20 protein-coding genes are annotated in these 20,749 nt (G+C 66.9%); 12 read left to right on the forward strand and 8 right to left on the reverse strand.

Annotation, left to right across the window (positions count from 1 at the left end):
* Nucleotides 1–36 precede the first annotated feature (36 nt).
* On the reverse strand, nt 37–1,074 hold the full coding sequence (locus HNO80_RS02525) for a pirin family protein (protein WP_175321261.1): 1,038 nt from the start codon (nt 1,072–1,074) through the stop codon (nt 37–39).
* A gap of 65 nt (nt 1,075–1,139) precedes the next feature.
* Between HNO80_RS02525 and HNO80_RS02530 the strand changes: the two genes are divergently transcribed.
* The 8 genes from HNO80_RS02530 to HNO80_RS02565 all read left to right on the forward strand — a co-directional run bounded on the left by HNO80_RS02530 (nt 1,140) and on the right by HNO80_RS02565 (nt 9,171).
* Complete coding sequence (locus HNO80_RS02530; protein WP_175321262.1) at nt 1,140–1,592, forward strand: NUDIX hydrolase; 453 nt, start codon at nt 1,140–1,142, stop codon at nt 1,590–1,592.
* 271 nt (nt 1,593–1,863) lie between these two features.
* Nucleotides 1,864–3,042, forward strand: coding sequence for a ribosome small subunit-dependent GTPase A (gene rsgA, locus HNO80_RS02535; RefSeq protein ID WP_217500462.1), 1,179 nt, complete (start codon nt 1,864–1,866; stop codon nt 3,040–3,042).
* A 261-nt stretch (nt 3,043–3,303) separates the two neighbouring features.
* Nucleotides 3,304–4,401: an ABC transporter ATP-binding protein gene (locus tag HNO80_RS02540; RefSeq protein WP_283810426.1), complete on the forward strand. Its 1,098-nt coding sequence runs from the start codon at nt 3,304–3,306 to the stop codon at nt 4,399–4,401.
* A complete protein-coding gene (locus tag HNO80_RS02545; RefSeq protein ID WP_175321263.1) occupies nt 4,401–5,111 on the forward strand; it encodes an ABC transporter permease in 711 nt (236 codons plus the stop codon). The genes HNO80_RS02540 and HNO80_RS02545 overlap by 1 nt, the downstream gene beginning before the upstream one ends.
* The gene (locus HNO80_RS02550; protein ID WP_175321264.1) at nt 5,108–5,854 is read left to right on the forward strand and encodes an ABC transporter permease; all 747 of its coding nucleotides are present in this window, start codon (nt 5,108–5,110) and stop codon (nt 5,852–5,854) included. The genes HNO80_RS02545 and HNO80_RS02550 overlap by 4 nt, the downstream gene beginning before the upstream one ends.
* Entirely contained in the window at nt 5,851–6,813 is a 963-nt protein-coding gene (locus HNO80_RS02555) for an ABC transporter substrate-binding protein (protein WP_175321265.1), read from the forward strand. Before HNO80_RS02550 ends, HNO80_RS02555 begins: the two co-directional genes overlap by 4 nt.
* A 213-nt stretch (nt 6,814–7,026) precedes the next feature.
* Nucleotides 7,027–8,247 (forward strand): pyridoxal phosphate-dependent aminotransferase, encoded by a 1,221-nt coding sequence (locus tag HNO80_RS02560; RefSeq protein ID WP_175321266.1) that lies wholly within the window; start codon nt 7,027–7,029, stop codon nt 8,245–8,247.
* Nucleotides 8,248–8,316: 69 nt separating this feature from the next.
* Entirely contained in the window at nt 8,317–9,171 is an 855-nt protein-coding gene (locus tag HNO80_RS02565; RefSeq protein ID WP_175321267.1) for a polyphosphate kinase 2 family protein, read from the forward strand.
* Nucleotides 9,172–9,186: 15 nt separating this feature from the next.
* Here HNO80_RS02565 and HNO80_RS02570 read toward each other — a convergent pair whose 3' ends face one another.
* Together HNO80_RS02570 and xseA are read right to left on the reverse strand one after the other, a co-directional pair.
* Complete coding sequence (locus tag HNO80_RS02570; RefSeq protein ID WP_175321268.1) at nt 9,187–9,429, reverse strand: exodeoxyribonuclease VII small subunit; 243 nt, start codon at nt 9,427–9,429, stop codon at nt 9,187–9,189.
* Between the two features lie 100 nt (nt 9,430–9,529).
* Complete coding sequence (xseA, locus tag HNO80_RS02575) at nt 9,530–10,816, reverse strand: exodeoxyribonuclease VII large subunit (RefSeq protein ID WP_175321269.1); 1,287 nt, start codon at nt 10,814–10,816, stop codon at nt 9,530–9,532.
* A 206-nt stretch (nt 10,817–11,022) separates the two neighbouring features.
* Between xseA and HNO80_RS02580 the strand changes: the two genes are divergently transcribed.
* Together HNO80_RS02580 and HNO80_RS02585 are read left to right on the forward strand one after the other, a co-directional pair.
* Entirely contained in the window at nt 11,023–11,886 is an 864-nt protein-coding gene (locus HNO80_RS02580) for a hypothetical protein (protein ID WP_175321270.1), read from the forward strand.
* Between the two features lie 22 nt (nt 11,887–11,908).
* Nucleotides 11,909–13,000 carry a 4-hydroxy-3-methylbut-2-enyl diphosphate reductase gene (locus tag HNO80_RS02585; RefSeq protein WP_175321271.1) on the forward strand — a complete coding sequence of 364 codons (1,092 nt, stop codon included), beginning with the start codon at nt 11,909–11,911 and terminating at the stop codon, nt 12,998–13,000.
* A 13-nt stretch (nt 13,001–13,013) separates the two neighbouring features.
* On the opposite strand, the gene HNO80_RS02590 is transcribed toward HNO80_RS02585, so the two are convergent.
* Nucleotides 13,014–14,306: a DNA recombination protein RmuC gene (locus tag HNO80_RS02590; protein ID WP_175321272.1), complete on the reverse strand. Its 1,293-nt coding sequence runs from the start codon at nt 14,304–14,306 to the stop codon at nt 13,014–13,016.
* A gap of 146 nt (nt 14,307–14,452) precedes the next feature.
* Between HNO80_RS02590 and ychF the strand changes: the two genes are divergently transcribed.
* Together ychF and HNO80_RS02600 are read left to right on the forward strand one after the other, a co-directional pair.
* Nucleotides 14,453–15,538 carry a redox-regulated ATPase YchF gene (gene ychF / locus HNO80_RS02595; protein ID WP_175321273.1) on the forward strand — a complete coding sequence of 362 codons (1,086 nt, stop codon included), beginning with the start codon at nt 14,453–14,455 and terminating at the stop codon, nt 15,536–15,538.
* Between the two features lie 457 nt (nt 15,539–15,995).
* A complete protein-coding gene (locus HNO80_RS02600) occupies nt 15,996–16,202 on the forward strand; it encodes a DUF4177 domain-containing protein (RefSeq protein WP_175321274.1) in 207 nt (68 codons plus the stop codon).
* A gap of 574 nt (nt 16,203–16,776) precedes the next feature.
* On the opposite strand, the gene HNO80_RS02605 is transcribed toward HNO80_RS02600, so the two are convergent.
* The 4 genes from HNO80_RS02605 to HNO80_RS02620 all read right to left on the reverse strand — a co-directional run bounded on the left by HNO80_RS02605 (nt 16,777) and on the right by HNO80_RS02620 (nt 20,473).
* A complete protein-coding gene (locus HNO80_RS02605) occupies nt 16,777–16,986 on the reverse strand; it encodes a hypothetical protein (RefSeq protein WP_175321275.1) in 210 nt (69 codons plus the stop codon).
* Nucleotides 16,987–17,004: 18 nt separating this feature from the next.
* Entirely contained in the window at nt 17,005–17,790 is a 786-nt protein-coding gene (locus HNO80_RS02610) for a hypothetical protein (RefSeq protein ID WP_175321276.1), read from the reverse strand.
* Between the two features lie 52 nt (nt 17,791–17,842).
* On the reverse strand, nt 17,843–18,682 hold the full coding sequence (locus tag HNO80_RS02615; RefSeq protein WP_249777115.1) for an EAL domain-containing protein: 840 nt from the start codon (nt 18,680–18,682) through the stop codon (nt 17,843–17,845).
* Nucleotides 18,683–19,378: 696 nt separating this feature from the next.
* Nucleotides 19,379–20,473: a phenylacetate--CoA ligase family protein gene (locus tag HNO80_RS02620; protein WP_175321278.1), complete on the reverse strand. Its 1,095-nt coding sequence runs from the start codon at nt 20,471–20,473 to the stop codon at nt 19,379–19,381.
* Nucleotides 20,474–20,749 lie beyond the last annotated feature (276 nt).

Raw genomic sequence — 20,749 nt, forward strand, 5'->3', positions numbered from 1 at the left:
GGGGGGCAGCCGCAGCGGCGGGAACCAGGGACGGGGTCACTGCCGGCGCCGCGGCCGCAGCGGCACCCCCGGCAACGGCGGCGCCGGGATGCGGCCGGCTTCGGATCCGGCGTCGGGACCGTGTCCGCGCACCAGCCCGAACCGTGCCCGCGACGCGTCGTCGTCGGAGAGCCCGGCCTGGGCTTCCCAGTCCAGGCGTGACTGCTCCACCTCTTCGTGGCTGCGGCCGACGAAGTTCCACCACATCAGCAGTTCCTCTTCGAACGGCTCGCCGCCCAGCAGCACGAAGCGGGTGCCCGGAGCGGCGTCCAGGTCCAGGCTGCTGCGCCCGGAGCCGAGGTAGCCCAGCGGGCCTGGCTGCACCTCCTGGCCGTCCAGCGCCAGGGCGCCGTCGAGCACCAGCACGGCGTGCTCGAACTCCGGCTGCAGCGGCAGGCTGATGCTTCCGGCGCAGCTGATGTCGGCGCCAACGATCGGGGAGTACATGGTGGCCGGCGAGGTGGTGTCCGCCAGGGTCCCCACCATGACGGTTGCAGTGAAGCCGTCGCCGCGGACCACGGGCAGCTCGCGGTGCTGCTCGAACGCCGGTGCCCGGTGCCGTTCGGAGTCCGGCAGCGCGACCCACAACTGCAGCCCGCGCTGCACGGGCAGTTCCGGCGTCGTCGCGCCCGGTCCCCCGTTCACCTGAAGCACCGCGAATTCGGAGTGCGATACGCCGCGGCCCGCCGTCATGATGTTCAGCTCGCCCGGGCGGACGGTCACGTCGCTGCCCACACTGTCCCGGTGCCGGATGTTGCCGGCCAGCGGCCAGGTAACGGTCTGCAACCCTGTGTGCGGGTGCGGCAGCACGGACATGGCCACCCGGTCCGGTCCGAAGCTGTCCAGGAAGCACCACGCGCCCACGGTGGGCAGCCCGCGCTGCGGCAGGGTCCGCGAGACGTTCATGGCGCGGACGCCGCCCAGCGGAACCTCCCTCGCCGGCCACAATTGCAGGCACGGGCCGTTGGCGGTCCCCTCCACACTGTGGGCGGCGGGGCAGACTTCTTCGGGCGGAAGGACTTCGAGGTTGGTCACACTCAAACTCTAGGACCGAACCGGAAGATCCGGCAGGGTCCGCGCGGCGCCGTTACGCTGGTGCCATGACCCTGCCATTCGATACCCGCCCGGCTGCCTACGGGCTGATCCTCCGCGATGACTGCCTCCTGCTCGCGTACTGGAAGCAGGGCGGCAAGGAGGGGTGGACGCTGCCGGGCGGCGGCCTGGATCTCGCCGAGCACCCGGTGGACGGGTGCCGCCGGGAGATCTACGAGGAGACCGGCTACCACGCTGAGATCGGCGCCATGCTGGGGATCGACGTCGGGCATTGGCCCGCCGAGAGCAGGCTCGACGGCGGCCACCGCGACTTCCAGTCGCTGCGGCTGGTCTATGAAGCGAGCATCACCGGCGGGGAGCTGCGGCATGAGGTGGGCGGCAGCACCACCCACGCGGCCTGGATCCCGCTGGCCGAGGTGGCGGGCCTGAACCGGGTCTCACTGGTCGATGCCGCGCTCCGGCTGTACCGTGAGCGGCCGCTGGACGGAAAGCTCGCCTGACAAATCCCTAGCCAGCCGCGGCGCGGGCGGTTACCCTAGAGAAACCGCGGCCGGGACGGCCGCCCAATGAGCCCAGATATAAGCCGAGATATGGGCCAGATGACCGGGGAGGTGGAAGCAATGAATGCAACGGAACTGCGCGCGCAGCGCACACCCCTAAGCCACGTCATTATTCCTGCCCCGGCAGTCCGCATCTCCTAGCCCTACAGCTGGCCGGTCCTCTTCGACCGCAGCGGGCAACACGCGTCCGGGGCCCATCAAAGGGTTTCCATTGAATCTTCAGTTCAGTCACCACACCGGCCTCCAGGGGCCGGCCCGTTTCGGTTTCACCGAGGCCGTCACGGAACTTTTCGCCGCCAACCCCGTCCCCGGCGGCACCAGCGCCGGGCGGGTGGTCCGCGTGGACCGCAACCTCGTCCTGGTCGCGGACCATGCCGGCCAGGCACAACTGCCCTACCCGCGCGCGGGGCGCGTCCCCGCGACCGGCGACTGGGTCTGGCTCGGCAGCAACCCGGTCGGCGAACCAGCCATCGTGGGTGTGCTGCCGCGCCGCTCGGAACTAAGCCGCAAGCGCGCCTTCGAGGCATCCTCCGAGGCACAGGTGCTCGGTGCCAACATGGACGTCGTTGGCGTTGTGGTGCCGGTGGACCGTCCGCTCACGCACAACAGGCTCGAACGGACCCTCGTCGCGGCCTGGGATTCCGGCGCCACCCCGCTCGTGGTGATCACCAAGGCCGACCTCGCGCAGGTGGCGGACGACGTCGTCGGGCAGGTCATGCTGCAGGCCGCCGGCGTCGACGTGGTCACCACCTCCGCCGAGCAGGGCGACGGCCTCGATGAGTTGCTGGCTCATCTGCCGCCCGGCGGGACCATCGTGCTGCTGGGCCCCTCGGGCGCCGGCAAGTCCACCCTGATCAACGCCCTCGTCGGGTTCGAAGCGCAGGAAACGGGCGCGGTGCGGGCCGGTGACGGCAAGGGCCGGCACACCACGACCTCCCGGGAGCTGGTCCCGCTGCCGGGCGGCTCGGTGCTGATGGACACGCCCGGGGTGCGCGGCTTTGGCCTGTTCGACGCCGAGGACGGCCTGGACGAGGTGTTCGGCGATCTCGAGGAGCTCTTCACCCGGTGCCGGTTCACCGACTGCGCGCACGGCCGCGAACCAGGCTGCGCCGTGCAGGCCGCGCTCGCGGAGGGGGCCCTGGACGAGCGCCGCTGGGCAAGCTACCTCAAGATGCAGCGCGAAGTGGCGGCCCTGGCCCGGCGCCACGACGCCGCTGCCCGGCGGGCGTACCAGCGGGAGTGGCACCAGAAAGTGGTGGTGGCCAGCCGGAGCCAGCGGGCGGCCGAGCGGCTCAGCCACGACCACCCCCGCAGGGGAAAAGACAACGGCAAAGACAACGGCAAAGACAACGGAAAGGGCAACGGAAAAGGCAGGGGCCGGGCGACGTGACACAGCGCCGGTCCCGGACCAGCGCGGGGTCCGGGGCCGGGCCTGAACCCGCGCCCATCCGAATCCCGTCCGGCGCCGAATGCCAAGGGTAGCCCCGGCGCCGCCGACGATATCGGGCCCGTTTCTTCGATTCGGTGCTCCGACATCGCCAGCGGTGGCAGCTACGCTGGGTCATACCCGCTTTACAGCCAAAAATCAGCATGCATATGATCAGTTGGCTGGACCGTCCCATGTTGCCGCCAACAGTTAGGTAAGCCCGGAATGGCAGAGGCCATGATCGAGTTCCAGAGCGTCACCAAGCAGTACCAGGGCGGCCAGGCCGCCGTCGACGATCTGAGCATGTCTATCGACAAGGGCGCCATCACGGTCTTCGTCGGCCCCTCGGGCTGCGGCAAGACCACCTCGCTGCGGATGATCAACCGCATGGTCGAGCCGACCTCGGGCACCATCACCGTCGACGGGCAGGACGTCACCTCCGTGCCCGCCGCGCAGCTGCGCCGTTCCATGGGCTACGTCATGCAGTCCTCCGGGCTGATGCCGCACCGGTCCGTCCTGGACAACATCGCCACCGTCCCGCGGCTCAACGGGGTATCCAAGGCGGCATCCCGCAAGCGCGCACAGGAGCTGCTCGACGTCGTCGGCCTCGCCGCCGGACTCGGCCGGCGCTACCCCTCACAGCTTTCCGGCGGCCAGCAACAGCGCGTGGGAGTGGCCCGTGCCCTCGCCGCGGACCCGCCCGTGCTGCTCATGGACGAACCTTTCAGCGCGGTGGACCCCGTGGTGCGCGATGAACTGCAGAAGGAACTACTCCGCCTGCAGCGCGACCTGGCCAAAACCATCGTGTTCGTCACCCACGACATCGACGAGGCCACAGTGCTCGGTGACAAGGTGGCCGTCTTCGCCGGCGGCGGCAAGCTGGCGCAGTACGCGGCGCCGGAAGAGATCCTGCGGGCCCCGGCCAACGACTTCGTCGCGTCCTTCGTGGGCCGCGACCGGGGCTTCCGGCACCTCGCCTTCAGCCCCTCCGACGGCGTCACGATCCATCCGGTCGACACCGTCCGCGCCGACGCCCTCGGCCGTGACGGCGGACCCGGAGCGGGCGAGTGGCAGCTCGTGGTCGACGCTGACAGCCGGCCGCTCGGCTGGAGCGCGCCGGGCGCCGGAGCGGCGACCGTCCCGGGCGGTTCCCTCTTCCACAAGGGCGAGACCCTGCGCCGCGCGCTGGACGCGGCCCTGTCCTCGCCGTCCGGACTCGGCGTCGCTGTCGACGCGGACGGCCGGGTGGCCGGTGTGATCACGGCCGAAGAAGTGCTCGCCGTGATCGAAGCGGACCGCCGGGTCCGGCAGGGCGTGCGCTGATGCAATGGTTCCTGGCCAACAGCGGGCAGGTCTTCAGCCTCGCCGGCCAGCACCTCGTCCTGGCGATCCTGCCGATGCTCTTCGGCCTGCTGATTTCGATCCCGCTGGCCCAGCTGGCCAGGCAGAACCGGACCCTGCGCACCGTGGTCCTGACCGCGTCCTCGCTGCTCTACACCATCCCGTCGCTGGCGCTCTTCATCATCCTGCCGACCTTGCTCGGGACCAGGATCCTTGACCCCGTCAACGTCGTGGTGGCCCTGACCATCTACGCCGTCGCGCTCCTGGTCCGGGCCGCCCTGGATGCCTTTGACTCCGTGGACGAGGACCTGCAGCAGGCTGCCGTCGCCATGGGCTTCAAGCCCCTCGCCCGGTTCCTGCAGATCGACCTGCCGCTGTCCCTGCCGGTGCTGTTCGCCGGGCTCCGCGTGGTCTCGGTCAGCAACATCTCCCTGGTCAGCGTCGCCGCCCTGCTGGGCATCGGCAACCTGGGCATGCTCTTCACCTCCGGGCTGCAGCGGGACTTCGTCACCGAGGTGATGGTGGGCATTATTGCGATCCTGGTGCTGGCGTTGCTGATGGACGCCGTCCTGGTCCTGCTCGAACGCCTCCTGACCCCGTGGACCCGGGCAGGCGCCGGGAAACCGGGGAAGCCCGGGGAGCCGGCCGCGGCCCGGCGGCTGTCCGATTCCGCGGCGGGGGCGTCAGCATGAGCAATGTCTTCACCGACACCTTTGCGTGGCTCGCCGACCCGGACAACTGGTCCGGCAGCACGGGCATTCCGGTGCGCCTGGCCGAGCACCTGCAGTACACCGGGCTGGTGATGCTGATTGCGACCGCCATCGCCGTCCCGATCGGCCTCTACGTCGGCCACACCGGCCGCGGCCGGGTGGCCGTCGTGGCCCTCGCCGGGGCGCTGCGTGCCCTGCCGACCCTGGGCCTGCTGACACTCTTCGTCCTGCTGGCCGGGATCGGGCTGATGCCTCCGGTCTGGGCGCTCGTTATCCTGACCGTGCCGCCGCTGCTGGCCGGGACCTACGCGGGAATCTCCAGCGTGGACCGGAACGTCGTGGACGCCGCCCGGGCCATGGGCATGACCGAGCTCCAGGTGCTCTTCCGGGCCGAGTTCCCCAACGCGCTTCCGGTGATGTTCGGCGGGTTCCGCACCGGTGTGCTCCAGGTGATCGCCACGGTCTCGGTGGTCGCGTACATCAACCTGGGCGGCCTGGGCCGCTACCTCTTCGACGGCCTCGTGCTCTCCGACTTCCCGCAGATGCTCGGCGGCTCGCTGCTCATCGCGGGGCTCGCCATCGCCGTCGACCTTGTCCTCGTCCTATTCCAGCGGCTCTTCCTGTCCCGTGGGGCCGCCAACAAGCCAGACCGGAGCCAGCAGGCCGCGGTTGATCTCACAGACCCCGCGACCGCGGGGACTGTTGTCCAAGGAGGTACGTCATGAAGGAAATCCGCCAACGAGCACTCGGCAGGCGCGCATTCGGCGGCCTGGCCGCCGGCGTCGGCCTGGCTCTGGCCCTGTCCGCGTGCGGAGGCTCGTCCAACCCGCTGTCCTCGGCACCCGCCAGCGGCGGTTCCTCCGGGGGAGCCGGCGGGGCGCTCGTGATCGGTTCGGCCGACTTCACCGAGAGTCAGATCATCGCTGAGCTCTACGCCGGGGCACTCAACGCCGCCGGTGTCACCGCCACCACCAAGCCGAACATCGGTTCCCGCGAGGTCTACTTCAAGGCCGTGCAGGACGGCTCCGTCGACGTGATCCCGGACTACAGCGGAAACCTGCTGCTGCACGTCAACAAGGACGCCACCGAGATCTCCGCAGAAGACATTGCCAAGGCACTGCCGGGCAAGCTGCCCGACGGCCTGGCCGTGCTCGACGCCGCCAAGGCCGAGGACAAGGACGCCATGGTGGTCACCAAGGCCACCGCGGAGAAGTACAAGCTGAAGTCCATCGAGGACCTGGCCAAGGTCTGCAACGAGATCGTGGTCGGCGCCCCCGCAACGTTCGCGGAGCGCGCCTACGGGCTGCCCGGCCTGAAGAAGAACTACGGTTGCGAGCCCAAGAAGCTGGAACCCTTCAGCGACGGCGGCGGCCCCGTCACGGTCAAGGCCCTGCTTTCGGACCAGGTCCAGGTGGCCGACATCTACACCACCACCCCGGCCATCGCGGACAACGACCTGGTGGTGCTGGAGGACCCGAAGAACAACTTCATCGCCCAGCAGGTCTTGCCGCTGTACAACAAGGCCAAGATGACCGACAAGGCGAAGGAGGCGCTCAACGCCGTCTCCAAGCTGCTCACCACGGAGGACCTGATCAACCTCAACCGCGCGGTCGGCGGCAGCGAGAAGCAGAACCCCAAGGACGCCGCGGCAGCGTGGCTCAAGGACAAGGGCCTGGTCAAGTAGACCGGAGCTTCTGAGCGTTCGACGGCGGCCGCCGGATCCGGAACCCCCGGGCCCGGCGGCCGCCGTCGTTCCCGGCCTGAAGCCGCCGTCGTTCCCGGCCTGAAGCCGCCGTCGTTCCCGCCCCGGGGCGGCCCGGGGCGCCCGTGTGACGCGGACTTCCGCTGTGAGACAAGTCTCAGGGGAAGTACATCCGCCATATGGCATATTTGATGAATGGCAGAATTCAAGCAGTCCACCAAGCTTCATAATGTCCTCTACGACATCCGTGGACCGATTCTTCAGGCCGCCCAGCAGATGGAGGCAGAGGGTCACCGCATCCTCAAACTGAACATCGGAAACCCGGCCCCGTTTGGGTTTGAAGCGCCGGACGCGATCCTGGTGGACATGATCCGCCACCTGCCGCACGCCCAGGGCTACAGCGATTCCCGAGGCATTTTCTCCGCCCGCACCGCCGTCTCGCAGTACTACCAGACGCGCGGCATCCAGAACATCCACGTCGACGACATCTACCTGGGCAACGGCGTCAGCGAGCTCATCACCATGTCGCTGATGGCCCTGCTGGACGACGGCGACGAGGTCCTCATTCCCACCCCGGACTATCCGCTCTGGACGGCGTCGGTGGCCCTGGCGAGCGGGAAGCCGGTGCATTACCTCTGCGACGAGGAATCCGGCTGGCAGCCCGACCTGGACGACCTCGAAGCGAAGATCACGCCGCGCACCAAGGGCATCGTGGTGATCAACCCCAACAATCCCACCGGCGCTGTCTACCCGGAGGAGACGCTCAAGAAGATCGTGGCACTGGCCGAGAAGCACGGCCTGGTGCTGTTCGCGGACGAGATCTACGAGAAGATCCTGTACGAGGACGCCGTCCACGTGAACATGGCCAGCCTCACCGGCGACGACGTGCTCTGCCTGACCTTCAGCGGGCTGTCCAAGGCCTACCGCGTCTGCGGCTACCGGGCCGGCTGGATGGCCATCTCGGGTCCGAAGAAGGACGCCGCGGACTACCTTGAAGGCATCAACCTGCTCGCCAACATGCGCCTGTGCGCCAACGTGCCGGCGCAGCATGCGATCCAGACCGCACTCGGCGGCTACCAGAGCATCAACGACCTGATCCTGCCCGGCGGCCGCCTGCTGGAGCAGCGGAACAAGGCCTACGACATGCTCAACGCCATCCCCGGCGTCAGCACGCAGCAGGCCCGCGGGGCGATGTACCTGTTCCCGCGCCTGGACCCCGAGGTCTACCACATCCGCGACGACGAGAAGTTCGTCCTGGACCTGCTGCGCCAGCAGAAGATCCTCGTCTCCCACGGCCGCGCCTTCAATTGGGTCCGGCCGGACCACTTCCGAATGGTGACCCTGCCGAACGTCAAGGACCTCGAGGAAGCGATCAACCGCATGGCGGACTTCCTGAGCCGGTACCAGGGCAACTAGGATTCGGGACAGCAGCGCCGCTGGTCGAACGTCCGGCCGGCGGGCTGCCCGAACCGGAAAGAGGCGTTGATGGCAGATGTCGTGGACTTCGACAAACATCCCTCCGAGACCCTGAGGGCAGGCAAGAAGTTCAGCCTCCGCGACCTTGACCCGGGTTCCACACCGGGCTACGCCGGGGACAAGGCCGCCGGAGAGACGCTGCTCAGCGAGCTCGACGGCAAGCTCACGCAACTGCAGGAGCAGCTCTTTGCGGAGTCCAGGACCGGCGGAAAGAAGCGCGTCCTGCTGGTCCTGCAGGCCATGGACACCGCGGGCAAGGGCGGCATCGTCAACCACGTCATGGGCCAGATGAATCCGCAGGGCGTGCAGCTGAAGTCATTCAAGGCGCCCACCCCGGAGGAACAGTCCTACGACTTCCTCTGGCGGATCGAGAAGGAAGTACCCGCGGCCGGCATGGTGGGGGTGTTCGACCGTTCCCACTATGAGGACGTCCTGATCCACCGGGTGCACCGCTGGGCGGACGCCGAGGAACTGGAGCGCCGCTACCGGGCCATCAACGAGTTCGAGGCCCGGCAGGCCGCCGCCGGAACGAAGATCGTCAAGGTCATGTTGCACATCAGCCGCGACGAGCAGCAGGAACGGCTGCTCGCCCGGCTGGAAGACCCCTCGAAAATGTGGAAGTACAGCGGCAACGACCTCAAGGAACGGGCCTTCTGGGACGACTACATGGACGCCTACCAGGCCGCCTTTGAGCAGACCAGCTCGGAGCACGCGCCCTGGCACGTGGTCCCGGCCAACAAGAAGTGGTACGCCCGGATCGCCGTCCAGCAGCTGCTGCTGGACGCGCTGGAGTCACTGGCGCTCGAGTGGCCGGTCCCGGAGATCGACGTCGACATGGAACGCGAGCTGGTGCGGCGCTCCTAGCCGGCCGGCGGTCGGTCAGCTCTCCTGGCCGGCCTGGTCCCGGGCCGCGGCGAGACGCTTGCGGGCGCCCTCGAGCCACTGCTCGCACCGCTTCGCGAGGGCCTCCCCGCGCTCCCACAGTGCGAGGGATTCCTCAAGGCTGGCGCCGCCGGCCTCCAGCCTGCCGACCACGCCCACGAGCTGTTCGCGGGCCTCCTCGTAGCTGAGTCCGTCGATGTCGGTGTTCGGGGTCGGGGTTGCTGCGTTTTCTGCTGCCATGCTGATGCTCCTTGCGTGGATCCGGTGCCTACCGCGTGTCGGGGGTCCCGTCGCGGGGTCCGGGAAGTCTGAACTGCCTGGGTTGTTGGGAGTGGGCCGGTCAGTCCTCGGCGGGCTCCTGGCCGCCGGTGGACTGGGCCTTAAACCTGCCGCCGGCCACCCGCACGGCCAGGGGAGTGCCGGCGGGTGCCTGGTCCGGGTGCCGCACCACGTCGTGGCGGGTTCCCGGGGCGGTGCTGCCATCGTCTAGCTGGACGACGGCGTAGCCGCGGTCCAGCGTTTTCTGCGGCGAGAGGGCGCGCACCTGGGCCTTGAGGTGGACCAGCTGGTCGGCCGCCCGCACCACGGCGGTGTTGATGGCCGCATGGGAGCGGCCCTTGAGCCGTTCGACGTCGTCGTGCCGGGCGGTGACCATGCCCTCCGGGGCTGCCAGCACCGGTCGGGAGCGAAGCGAGGCCAGCCGGTCCGTCTCCCGCTCGACCAGGCGGGTGACGCCGCGGCGCAGCTGCTCCCGTGCCTGCCGGACCCGCGCCAGTTCCTCCACGACGTCGGGCACAATCCGTTTCGCCGCGTCGGTGGGGGTCGAGGCGCGCAGGTCTGCGACGTCGTCGAGGATGGGACGGTCCGCCTCGTGGCCGATCGCACTGACGATCGGCGTGGCCGCGGCGGCGACAGCCCGGATGAGTTCCTCGCTGCTGAAGGGGAGCAGGTCCTCCAGGGCGCCGCCGCCGCGGGCGATGACGATGACGTCGACCTCCGGGTGGGCGTCCAGCTCCTGCAGCGCGCCGATGACCTGGGCCACCGCGGTGTTGCCCTGGACCGCCACCTCGCGGATCTCGAATTCGACGGCGGGCCAGCGCAGCGCCGCGTTGCGGAGCACGTCTTTCTTGGCGTCGGAGTCGCGGCCGGTGATCAGGCCGATCCGGTGGGGGAGCAGGGGCAGCCGCTTTTTGCGGGAGTCGGCGAACAGCCCTTCCGCCGCGAGGGCCTGGCGCAGGCGTTCGATCCTGGCCAGCAGGTCGCCGAGTCCTACCGGCCGGATGTCCTTGACTGACATGTTCAGCCGGCCCGTCTTCAGCCAGAACTCGGCCTTAAGCAGCGCCACCACCCGGGAACCGCGCTCCAGCGGCGTGGACTGGCGGTCCAGAACGTTGGTCCAGACCGAGGCAGGGAGGGATATCTCCGCGTCGATGTCCCGCAGCGTGAGGTAGGCGTTGGTGCCGCGCCGGTTGAGTTCGATGACTTGGCCCTCGACCCAGGCCGAGGGCGCCCGTTCGATGTGCATCTTCAGTTTTTGCGAGAGCAGCTGCAGCGGCCACGGGTTGTCCGGGCTGGTGTCTGCCGCAGTCGCCGGCAGGGTGGTGGCCGCGGCGGTGTCTTCAGACATGCCGGTGGCCGCCGGCGAAAAGTGCCTGGTGCAGGTGCTGGTGCATGCATGGTCCTTTGGTGGAGAGGGGGAGCTGCTTCAACTCTATCCATAGCTCTACCAGTAGGGCCGGACGTTTTGGCCCGCTGCTTTCCGGTGCCCTGCTTTCCGGTTCGCGGCGACGCCACCGTAGGATGGCTCTACTCCCAACCTCCTAGGAGACTTTCGTGCGCACTTTTGTCTCGGCCGTTGCAGTGCTGATCGGCCTTGCCATGGCGGCTGTTGCCGTCCCGGCCATGTGGGCGGACCGGAACATTGTCCAGGAGGAGGGTTTCGTCGCCCTCACCGCACCGCTGGGCAAGGACCCGGCGTTCCAGAAGAGGCTGGCCACGGCCGCCGTGAATGGGATGGCCTTTGGCGGCCAGCAGCTGCCGGCCCCCCTCGAGGCCGTGGTCAAACCGATCCTGGCGGACGCCGCGCAGTCCCTGACCTCCATGCCCGGATACTCGGAGGCCTGGGCAGAGACCCTGCGCAGGAGTCACCGGCTAAGCTTCGCCGACCCCCGCACGCTCCCGCCGGAAGTGGGCGGCACCACCTCCCTGACCCTGGACGTCGCCCCGCTGGTCGGGTTGGTGGTCAAACGCGTCTCGGAGGCCTCTCCCGTTCCGCTTAAGGCGCCGGAGCAGGTCCGCATCAGCATCGGCCAGTCCGACCAGCGCCAGCTCATCGAACGGGTCTCGGCCTACGCGCCGATGGGCACCGCCGTGGCCGTGGGCTCGGCCATCGCGTTCCTCCTGGCGTTCGTCGCGGCGCGGCGGAAGTGGACGGTCCTCGCCGGGACCGGTCTGGGTGCCTTGGTCCTGGCCGGTGTCTGGAAATTTGGCTCGGACGCCGCAGGCAGGATGGTCCAGGGGGCCGGGAGCGGCAACGACGTGGCGGAGATCTTCAAACGTGAATTCGTGGCGGCTGCCACGGCCAGCTTCGGGCAGTGGATTATGGCGGCGCTGCTGGCAGGCGGTGTGCTGCTGGCCGCCGGGATCGTGTTCCGTGTTGTCGGCGGCCGCCGGCCGGCGTCAAATAACCTGCCATAGCGAACACCGGTAGCATTGGGGCATGACCTCCACCGCTGTATCCATTCCGATGCCCTCCGTTCCGCGCCGGCGGCGTTCGCCGGAGGAAGTGCTGGCGGCGGCACCCGTGACCGGACCGAAGAAGGTGCTGCTGGCGGCCCCGCGCGGCTACTGCGCCGGCGTCGACCGTGCCGTGATTGCGGTGGAAAAGGCGCTTGAGCACTACGGTCCGCCCGTCTACGTCCGCAAACAGATCGTCCACAACGTCCACGTGGTCAGCTCCCTTGAGGAAAAGGGCGCCATCTTCGTTGACGAAACCGATGAGGTTCCTGAGGGCGCACTGGTCATCTTCTCGGCGCACGGTGTCTCGCCGGCGGTGGTGCAGTCAGCGGAGGACCGCGGCCTGCGGACCATTGATGCCACCTGCCCGCTGGTGACCAAGGTGCACCGCGAGGCTGTCCGCTTCGCGAAGGACGATTTCGACATCCTGCTGATCGGCCACGACGGCCACGAGGAAGTCGAGGGGACAGCCGGTGAGGCGCCCGAGCACATCCAGATCATCAACGGCCCGCACGAGGTCGATAAGGTGACGGTCCGCGACCCGGAGAAGGTCATCTGGCTCTCGCAGACCACCCTGAGCGTGGACGAAACCATGGAGACAGTGCGCCTCCTGAAGGAACGGTTCCCCACCCTGCAGGATCCGCCCAGCGACGACATCTGCTACGCCACCACCAACCGGCAGGTGGCGATCAAGAAGATCTCGCCCCAGGCCGACCTCGTGATCGTGGTCGGATCGGCCAACTCCTCGAACTCCGTGCGCCTCGTGGAGGTGGCACTGGAATACGGGGCGAAGGCCTCCTACCGTGTCGATTTCGCCAATGAGGTGGACGAGTCCTGGTTCGAGGGCGTAGCCACGGTCGGCGTGACGTCGGGGGCGTCCGTGCCCGAGGTGCTGGTGAAGGACGTACTGCGGCTCCTGGCCGACTACGGCTACGGTTCCGTCGAGGAAGTCGTCACGGCCGAGGAAGACCTGCTGTTCTCCCTGCCGAAGGAGCTCCGGGCCACCCTGAAGCAGGCCGGGGACGTCTCCCGTGCCCTTGGCGGCCGCGGCGCCCGCCCCGCCAAAGAGTCCTAGCCCGGGGACAGTCCTAGGCGGCTGACTCTTCCGAGGCGCCGCCGGCGTCGGGCCGCTCGACGTCGTCGGTCCGGTCGCCGCCGACGTCCCGGGAGCCAATTTCCTGCTGGAGTTCCGGCGCCGCCACCGAGCGCGGTGTCACCTCGACAGTGACCGGAGTCGCCAGGCCCGCGCCGTCCAGGGCGTTGAGCTTCCGTGCGGTGGGCAGCACCCTGGCCTCCAGTGTGCCGACCAGAGAGTTGTAGCGGTCCACCGAGGTCTTCAGCGATGAGCCCAGCTTGGAGACGTTGTCGCCCAGGGTTCCCATCCGCTCATAGAGCTGCTGCGCCAGTTCGAACAGCTCCCGTGCGCTGTCCGTCAGCACATCCTGCCGCCAGGTAAACGCCACCGACTTGAGCACCGCCAGCAGTGTCCCCGGCGAGGCGAGGACGACGTTCTTGGACAGCGCGTAATCCAGCAGGGCCGGATCCGCCGTGAGCGCCGCGGCCAGGATCGACTCCGCGGGCAGGAAGCAGACCACCAGCTCCGGAGCGTTGCCGGGGATGTCCCAGTACTTCTTGTTGCTCAGGGCGTCCACATGGGACTTCAGGGCCTTCGCGTGGGTGGCCAGCAGCGCCTGCTGACCGTTCAGGGCTCCCGCCCCGGCGGCCCGACTTCCGGCGGTGGCGCCAAGTTCCTGCGCCTCAAGGTAGGCCGTCAGCGGCACCTTGGCGTCCACCACGAGCTGCTTGTCGCCCGGGAGCTGCACCACGAGGTCGGGCCGGACGGTGTTTTCCGACCCCGAACCGGAACTGTGAAGCTGCTCGTGGAAGTCCACGTGGCGGAGCATACCGGCCGCCTCCACCACCCGGCGCAGCTGCACTTCGCCCCACTGGCCGCGCGCGCTGTTGGAGCGCAGGGCGGATTCGAGTGCATGCGTTGAGCGCAGCAGCTGCTCGTCCGACAGCCTCGCCTCCTGCAGCTGCTGGGCGAGCTGGCCGTACTGTTCCAGCCGGTCCCGCTCCAGCAGCGAGACCTGCTGCTGGACCGCGGTGAGCTTCTCGGCCACGGGGGCCAGCGCACGCAGCACGCTGCCGTCCTGCGTCCTGGCGTCGCCCAGCTCCCGGTTCTGGGCCGCCAGCAGGCGGCGTTCGGCGTCGGCGGCGGCGAACTGGGCGCTGACCTCGGAGAGTCGCGCGGAGACGCCGTCGAAGTCCTGTTCAAGGCCGGCGCTGCGGCGCCGCAACACCACGAAGGTGAAGGCGGCGCCGGCGACGGCTCCGATCAGCAGCATCAGCATGGCAAGAATGAGTGCGAAAGCGTCCATGCCTTCACTCTGGCACGCACCCCTGACACTTTTAGCCAGTGACGCACGGGCCCTCACGATCCGAGGAAGCCCGGAGCGACGCCGACGGCGAACAGCGCCCCGCCTCCGCAGGGGGACCGGCGCGTTTACCGGTAGAATCAATACTCGTGGCTCTTACTATTGGCATCGTCGGACTGCCCAACGTCGGCAAATCAACTCTTTTCAACGCACTGACCCGCAACCAGGTGCTCGCTGCGAACTACCCGTTCGCCACGATCGAGCCCAACGTCGGCGTCGTGAACCTGCCGGACCCGCGGCTCGAGAAGCTGGCGGCCATCTTCGGCTCCGCACGCCTGCTCCCGGCCGCGGTATCCTTCGTGGACATCGCCGGCATCGTCAAGGGCGCCTCCGAGGGTGAGGGCCTGGGCAACCAGTTCCTCGCGAATATCCGTGAGGCCGAGGCGATCGCGCAGGTAGTCCGCGTGTTCGATGACCCCGACGTCATCCACGTCGACGGCAAGGTCGATCCCCGCTCGGACATGGAGACCATCAACACCGAGCTGATCCTGGCGGACCTGCAGACCATCGAGAAGGCCGTCCCCCGGATCGAAAAAGAAGTCAAGATCAAGAAGCGCGAAGCCGCCGAGCTGGCCGCCGTCAAGGCCGCCCAGGCTGTGCTGGAACGCGGTGACACCATCTTCTCCTCGATCAAGAGCGACAAGCTCGAAATGGAACACCTCAAGGAACTCGGCCTGCTCACTGCCAAGCCGTTCATCTACGTTTTCAACGCGGACGAGGGAATCCTTGGCAGCGCGGAGAAGCAGGAAGAGCTGCGCGCTTTGGTGGCCCCGGCCGACTGCATCTTCCTCGACGCCAAGCTCGAGTCCGACCTCGTCGAACTGGACGAGGAAGAAGCCCGCGAAATGCTGGAAATGAATGGCCAGGACGAGTCCGGCCTCGACCAGCTGGCGCGCGTCGGCTTCCACACGCTGGGCCTGCAGACTTACCTCACCGCCGGTCCGAAAGAAACCCGGGCCTGGACCATCCACCAGGGCGACACGGCACCGCAGGCCGCCGGCGTTATCCACTCCGATTTCCAGCGCGGCTTCATCAAGGCCGAAGTTGTGTCCTTCGACGACCTCATCGAGGCCGGCTCGATGGCCGAGGCGAAGGCCCGTGGCAAGGTCCGCATTGAAGGCAAGGAATACGTCATGGCCGACGGCGACGTGGTGGAGTTCCGCTTCAATGTGTAGCTCCTGACCTCCTGAAACCTTTGCGATGGCCGCTAAGAACACGTGTTCTTGGCGGCCATGCGCTTTTTTTAGACCGGTGGCGAACTCAAACTGAGACCGCCAGCATTTCGCGGCACAAGGAACGACTGGCCAACGTTCAAATGCCAGAACCTTGTGCCGGATGGCTGGAACCTGACATCGGAGAGATCCTCGGGGCAAGCCAATCCTGAGCCGAACCAGTCAGCCGCTCTCGCAATGCCAAAGTGCTCGCCGGGAGACCGCTAGCCGCGGAAGTACATGATCGTGAGATCGGCCCGGCGCCGAAACGTGACGCCGTCTTGTGCAGTGCCCCGGGCGTGACATTGACGCCGCTCACCGTCGATCCCTCTTAGGCGCCCTCAGTCATGCCCCGGAGGAGCGGCCCGCCGCGTCGAGTAGCATTGCCCCCAATTGGCCAGCAACGGAAGGAAATCGAGTCATGCAGTATGTCGTCGTGCAGGTGATCCTGAAAGAGAAACTGTGGGGGACCGGGTCGGGCAACCTGACCTCCCTAGAGAAGACCCTCAATGATCAGGCCGCGAAGGGCTATCGACTCCACACCATTACCACCGCGAGCAGCGGGAGCAAGGGAATCGGCGGCGGTGACCGCATCCAGGCAACGATGGTGTTCGAGAGCCTCGGATAGTTGAGTATGCCAGCCTGATTGAGGAGCACCGAGACGGCCTGATCCAGGACCACTGACGAGCGTGGTGACCGAGGGTAAGAATTTGAGGAAGCTGGGATGAGCCGTTCACCGATCGAACTGCTGCAAACCGTTCCCGGAGAAGAGTTCGACGGGTGAATGGCCAAAACCCAAAAGAGGCTTTGAGCCGGTTTGTCATGCGCGGTACCCCGGGAAGCGCTTCTTCTACTGAGACGAAATAGATGTCGCACCGCGCCTCGAGCCGGCAGAGTGCGACGTCGATCTGCGCGGCACCTGCTTGTGCGGCGCTCCTCTTCAGCCCGCGGCGCAGGCCCAATGGCGGTGACCATTTCTGACTAGTTTTTTCGACTACCGAGTTCGCTGTTGCTCTGACCCCTGGATGCTGCCACTTGGTCTAATTGAACGATGCAAAAGCAAGGAATTTTACAGGGTCATCCAGCCCATCCTGCCGCCTCCTTCGGGCCAGCATCGCCATAGCAACGCTGCAGGGGAGTGCACTGAAGTTATTCGTTGACCGGGGTGAGATGGACGAGCAGGGTTGGATCGCTTAGGCCGGTTATCGGTGTCGTTCGTGAGTCTGGCCAAATGGTACTCCGTCGCTGAGCGCGACTATGTAGTGGCCGGGATTGAGTCGCGTGACCATGATCCCTCGTGTGCCGCTGTGGGTGGCCATGGACTGAAGGTCGAGAACGGCCGCGTCTAAGCGCGCTTCCACCAGCCGGGTGGTGTCCGCAATCACTTCGATGACTTCAGTTGAGTTGTCCATGTGCTGTCCTTTGCGGTGCTAGGGATTCGGGCGGCGGGGAGGTCGCCGTAGAGTCGTCGTTGCCGGGAGCGCTCGGGACTGGGTGACAAAGATGTTTCGTGAGGGCTCGTGCGGGTGCATGGGAGACGTGCGCTCCATGTCTTTCCTAGTCTGGCGAAAGCTTGAGGCAATGCCGTGCCCTTCACCGTGGCCGAGGTGGGAGACCACTATGTCTATTTCTTCGGACGCCAGTCCTAGAGTTTCCCCAGTCTTTTTCTTGCCTAGGGTGAGTCGGTCGATTGCGCCTAAGGGAAGATCGACGTGGGCGGGTGCGAGGGCTGTACCTTCCACTATCAGGATGCGTTGAGTGGTGAGCGCTACCACGACTTGCGCGTCTCCGAGTTGGCCCCGCCCGGCAGCGGTCACGACTTCACGACGCCCGAGCGAGTCGACGACATTGCGAAGGGCTGCTCTACTGCCAAGAATGAAGCCTGCTTGCGACGCGGCTTCGATCAGGCCGTGGTAGTGCATAAAGCCGGCCGGGAGATTTTCTTCCAGGCTCAGTAGGTGCTCTCGCTGAGCTCGGTTGGATACGGGCCATGCAATCTCGAGCGGCTCGCCCGGATGGGAGACAGTTCCGGTCAGGGTTGTCTGCCTGCGCCTTTTGAGCAATGACGCTGGAACAGTGAGCCGGATCTTGCCGGGGACCGTTGAGATGATCTTGAATCCCTTCTCGCCCGCGACGTGCTGCAGTACAGCTAGGAAAGTCTCCCTTTCACGTAGCGCTCTCCAGAGCACTCGGGCGTGGGTATTTTCCTCTCGCATATTTGTGGCCTTTCATCTTCGAGTGGGCGTCTGCCGCCTGTCATTGGTCGGTTTATTGCTGTCCGGGCGCTGGGCCGGCCGTGGACAGTTGGGTCCATCCGAGCCATTTAGCGGCACTGACTGAAGGAGTTCCAAGGAAGTAACCTTGCGCGGAGTTGATACCGAGCTCCGCAACAGCGGCGAGTTCGGACTGGGTCTCGACACCTTCGGCAATCAGCCCGGCCGAGGTTTCCTCCGCGAAGGTGACCATTGCGGCGACGAAAGCCCTCTTGCTCCGGTCGTCGTCGATGCCGGCGACGATGCTGCGGTCGAGCTTGATTAGTTCCGGCCTGAGCCGAAGTATGTGGCGCATGCTTGCGAAACCGGCGCCTGCGTCGTCGACTGCAATCCGCAGCCCGGATCGCCGCAGCTCCGCGAGGGCCAGCAGCAAAGGCGCATAATCGGGCACAGCGGCCCGTTCGGTGATCTCGACTACTATGCGCCGCGGGGGTAGCCCGGATTTCAGCAAGATGTCTGTCAGCCGAGGATCAAGGCAGGCTTGGGGTGAAAGGTTCACGGCGATGTACACGCTCTCAGGAAGCTGCCCGGCCGCACGCAATGCTGTTGCCATTGCAAGGAATTCAAGGTCCAACCCGCGCCCAATGCTCGCCGCCTCTGCAAACCACGTCTCCGGTGACCGGACGGGTGAACTGACAATACGTGTCAGAGCTTCAGCGCCGACGACCGTGCGGGTTTCCAAGGAGTAGATCGGCTGGAATGCGGTCACCAAAGCCCGGGTGGCAAGCACAGCGTCGATACGGTCCTGCGTCTGGGCGGCAGTGAGGCGGCTTTCGGTCTGGTCCTCCAGTCTGGGGCCCTCGAGAAGCGACGGTAGGCCGAAGATCGCCAGCAACCGCCTTATTGCGGCAAACAATGCCGCGCTGCAGACGACTGCAATAAACCACCACGCCGCCGCGGACAGTGTTCCGGACCGCGCGCGCCACCTTTGCGCAGCTGGCGGACGCCGGCCAGGCCGCTGGCGAAACTGTGCCGATGGTTTGTCCCACGGCCCGGGCTCCAGACCGCTGGCATCCACGTGGCCTGAGGGCCGTGCCGCCGTGGGGAGACGTTTATTTCCCGTCGTGATCATGCTGTCGGCCCTATCCTGTCCTGCGCTGTTCTTTCCGACGTCGACGTCGTCATGGGCGGCCCAGGCCAGAGGCCAGGGGGTGGACTACGGCGACCGCCGGCGGTGATCGGCTACCGAAGGCTCCACCCGAATCGGAATGCTGATTTGGGCCTTACCCGATTCCGCCGAGACGGAAACCAGCGCAGCCGCCGCCATGAAGCGCTGCACGCCGGACCCTCTCCTGCGTCCCAGGTTTGAAAACGCCTCAAGCCTGAAGCGCTGACTTCTAATGGCTTCTCCCTCGTAATCAGCCTAGGGACCGTTTTGGCCCCAATAATCAGGCAGTCGTTACAATCCGTGCAGACATTGGCCATATATGTTCCATCCAGTGCACGAAAGTAAAATCAAGGGCATGGCAGACGCAGGTCCCTTTTCCGCGATACTGCACGGGGACAGTCCCAGCCTGCCGGGGTTCGGCAGTCAGGTCTGACGCGCCCGTGGCATCCCGTGGCGCCGGGTTCCCCTAAAGTTGTCATTGACCTTTCCTGCACCCGGATCCGGCTCCTGAGGCGGGGATGAACCCGGCCAGGCCTTGGAGGTCTCATGGAATGCAAACTTCCAGCCACACATGTGGCTGGGCCGGCACAGCACGACCCACCTGACCGGAGCTTCACGCGCTACACCGTCCCGGCCTCGCGAAGTCCGGAGGACAGATTTGAGCACTGGCGAACCTGGTTCGGGAGCGCTGTGGTGGCCCCGATACGTCTGGAGAAAACGGAAGCCGTCCTCAGGTCTGGCTTCAACCCTTCGGCGGTAAGCCTTGACGGCCCGGCCGCAGCCGTAGGCGCAGTAGCCGGACTCGGTGCAGCCGTAGACCTCCCGCACGACAGCCCCGAAGACGCGCTCCAAGCGGCCGCGCTCTGCCGGCGGCATCCCCTCGGCGGTGCTGAGTACCAGCACCGGGTGCATGTGCAGCCGCCCGGCTTGTTGCTCGGTGGCCAGCAGGCGCAACACGCTGGCGTAGCCGCCAAGCAGGGCCGGATCGAAGCCGTTGAGCTGGGCCACCAGCCGGGGCAGCGGGGAGTGAACGGAGAATATTCTCACATTGCGGTGACGCCTTGGTTTCTCCTGTTTCTCCCGGGTGCCGGCGGCCACGGACAGGAAGTGCCCGCCGGTGGCGACGACCTCAGCGGACCGCGCCCCGCGGCGCACCAGCCGCGTCACGTCCCACCAGGACAGCCATTTCGCGGTCAATATGCCCATCAGGCCAGAGGTCACTGACCAATACCGGTCGTCGAGCACGAAGATGCCCCGGGTGCCGGTGGTGCCGGCGGTGGTGGCCACCAAGTACTTCCCGGCGAAGCGGTGTCCGATCCGGGCTGGGTCCGCCACGAACTCCTGGACCCCCGCGAGGGTCACCGCCGGATCCGTGGCGACCTCGTCAAAGCGGGCCATCAGCTCGCCCTTGTTCGTCACCGGCAACAAGGTGACGTCCTCGACATGCTCGGGCAGCCCCTGATACCGGTCCCGGTAGTAAGCCGAGTGCTGCCGGGCGTACGCTACCAACTCAGCCAAGCGCGCCCGCTGCCGTCGCCGGATGGCCGCCCGACCCTGCCGGTGGGCCCGGTAGGCGTCCCACCACACCCAGGCCGTCATCCTTCCCCGGCCACCGGGCGTCGACCTTCGTCGCGTCTCCATGGCACGACACTAGATCTCATCGTCACCCCAGGACAGGGCCATTGGGCGGGTGACGACGCGATGTTCGTGGGTGCTGGATCCCGGGACCCGAGCAGCCACTGAGAACGTCGACTATGTCATTCTTGGGGAACTCAAACGGTGTGAACCGTCCCT

Source organism: Arthrobacter sp. C9C5 (assembly GCF_013359735.1).
Classification (GTDB): Bacteria; Actinomycetota; Actinomycetes; order Actinomycetales; family Micrococcaceae; genus Arthrobacter.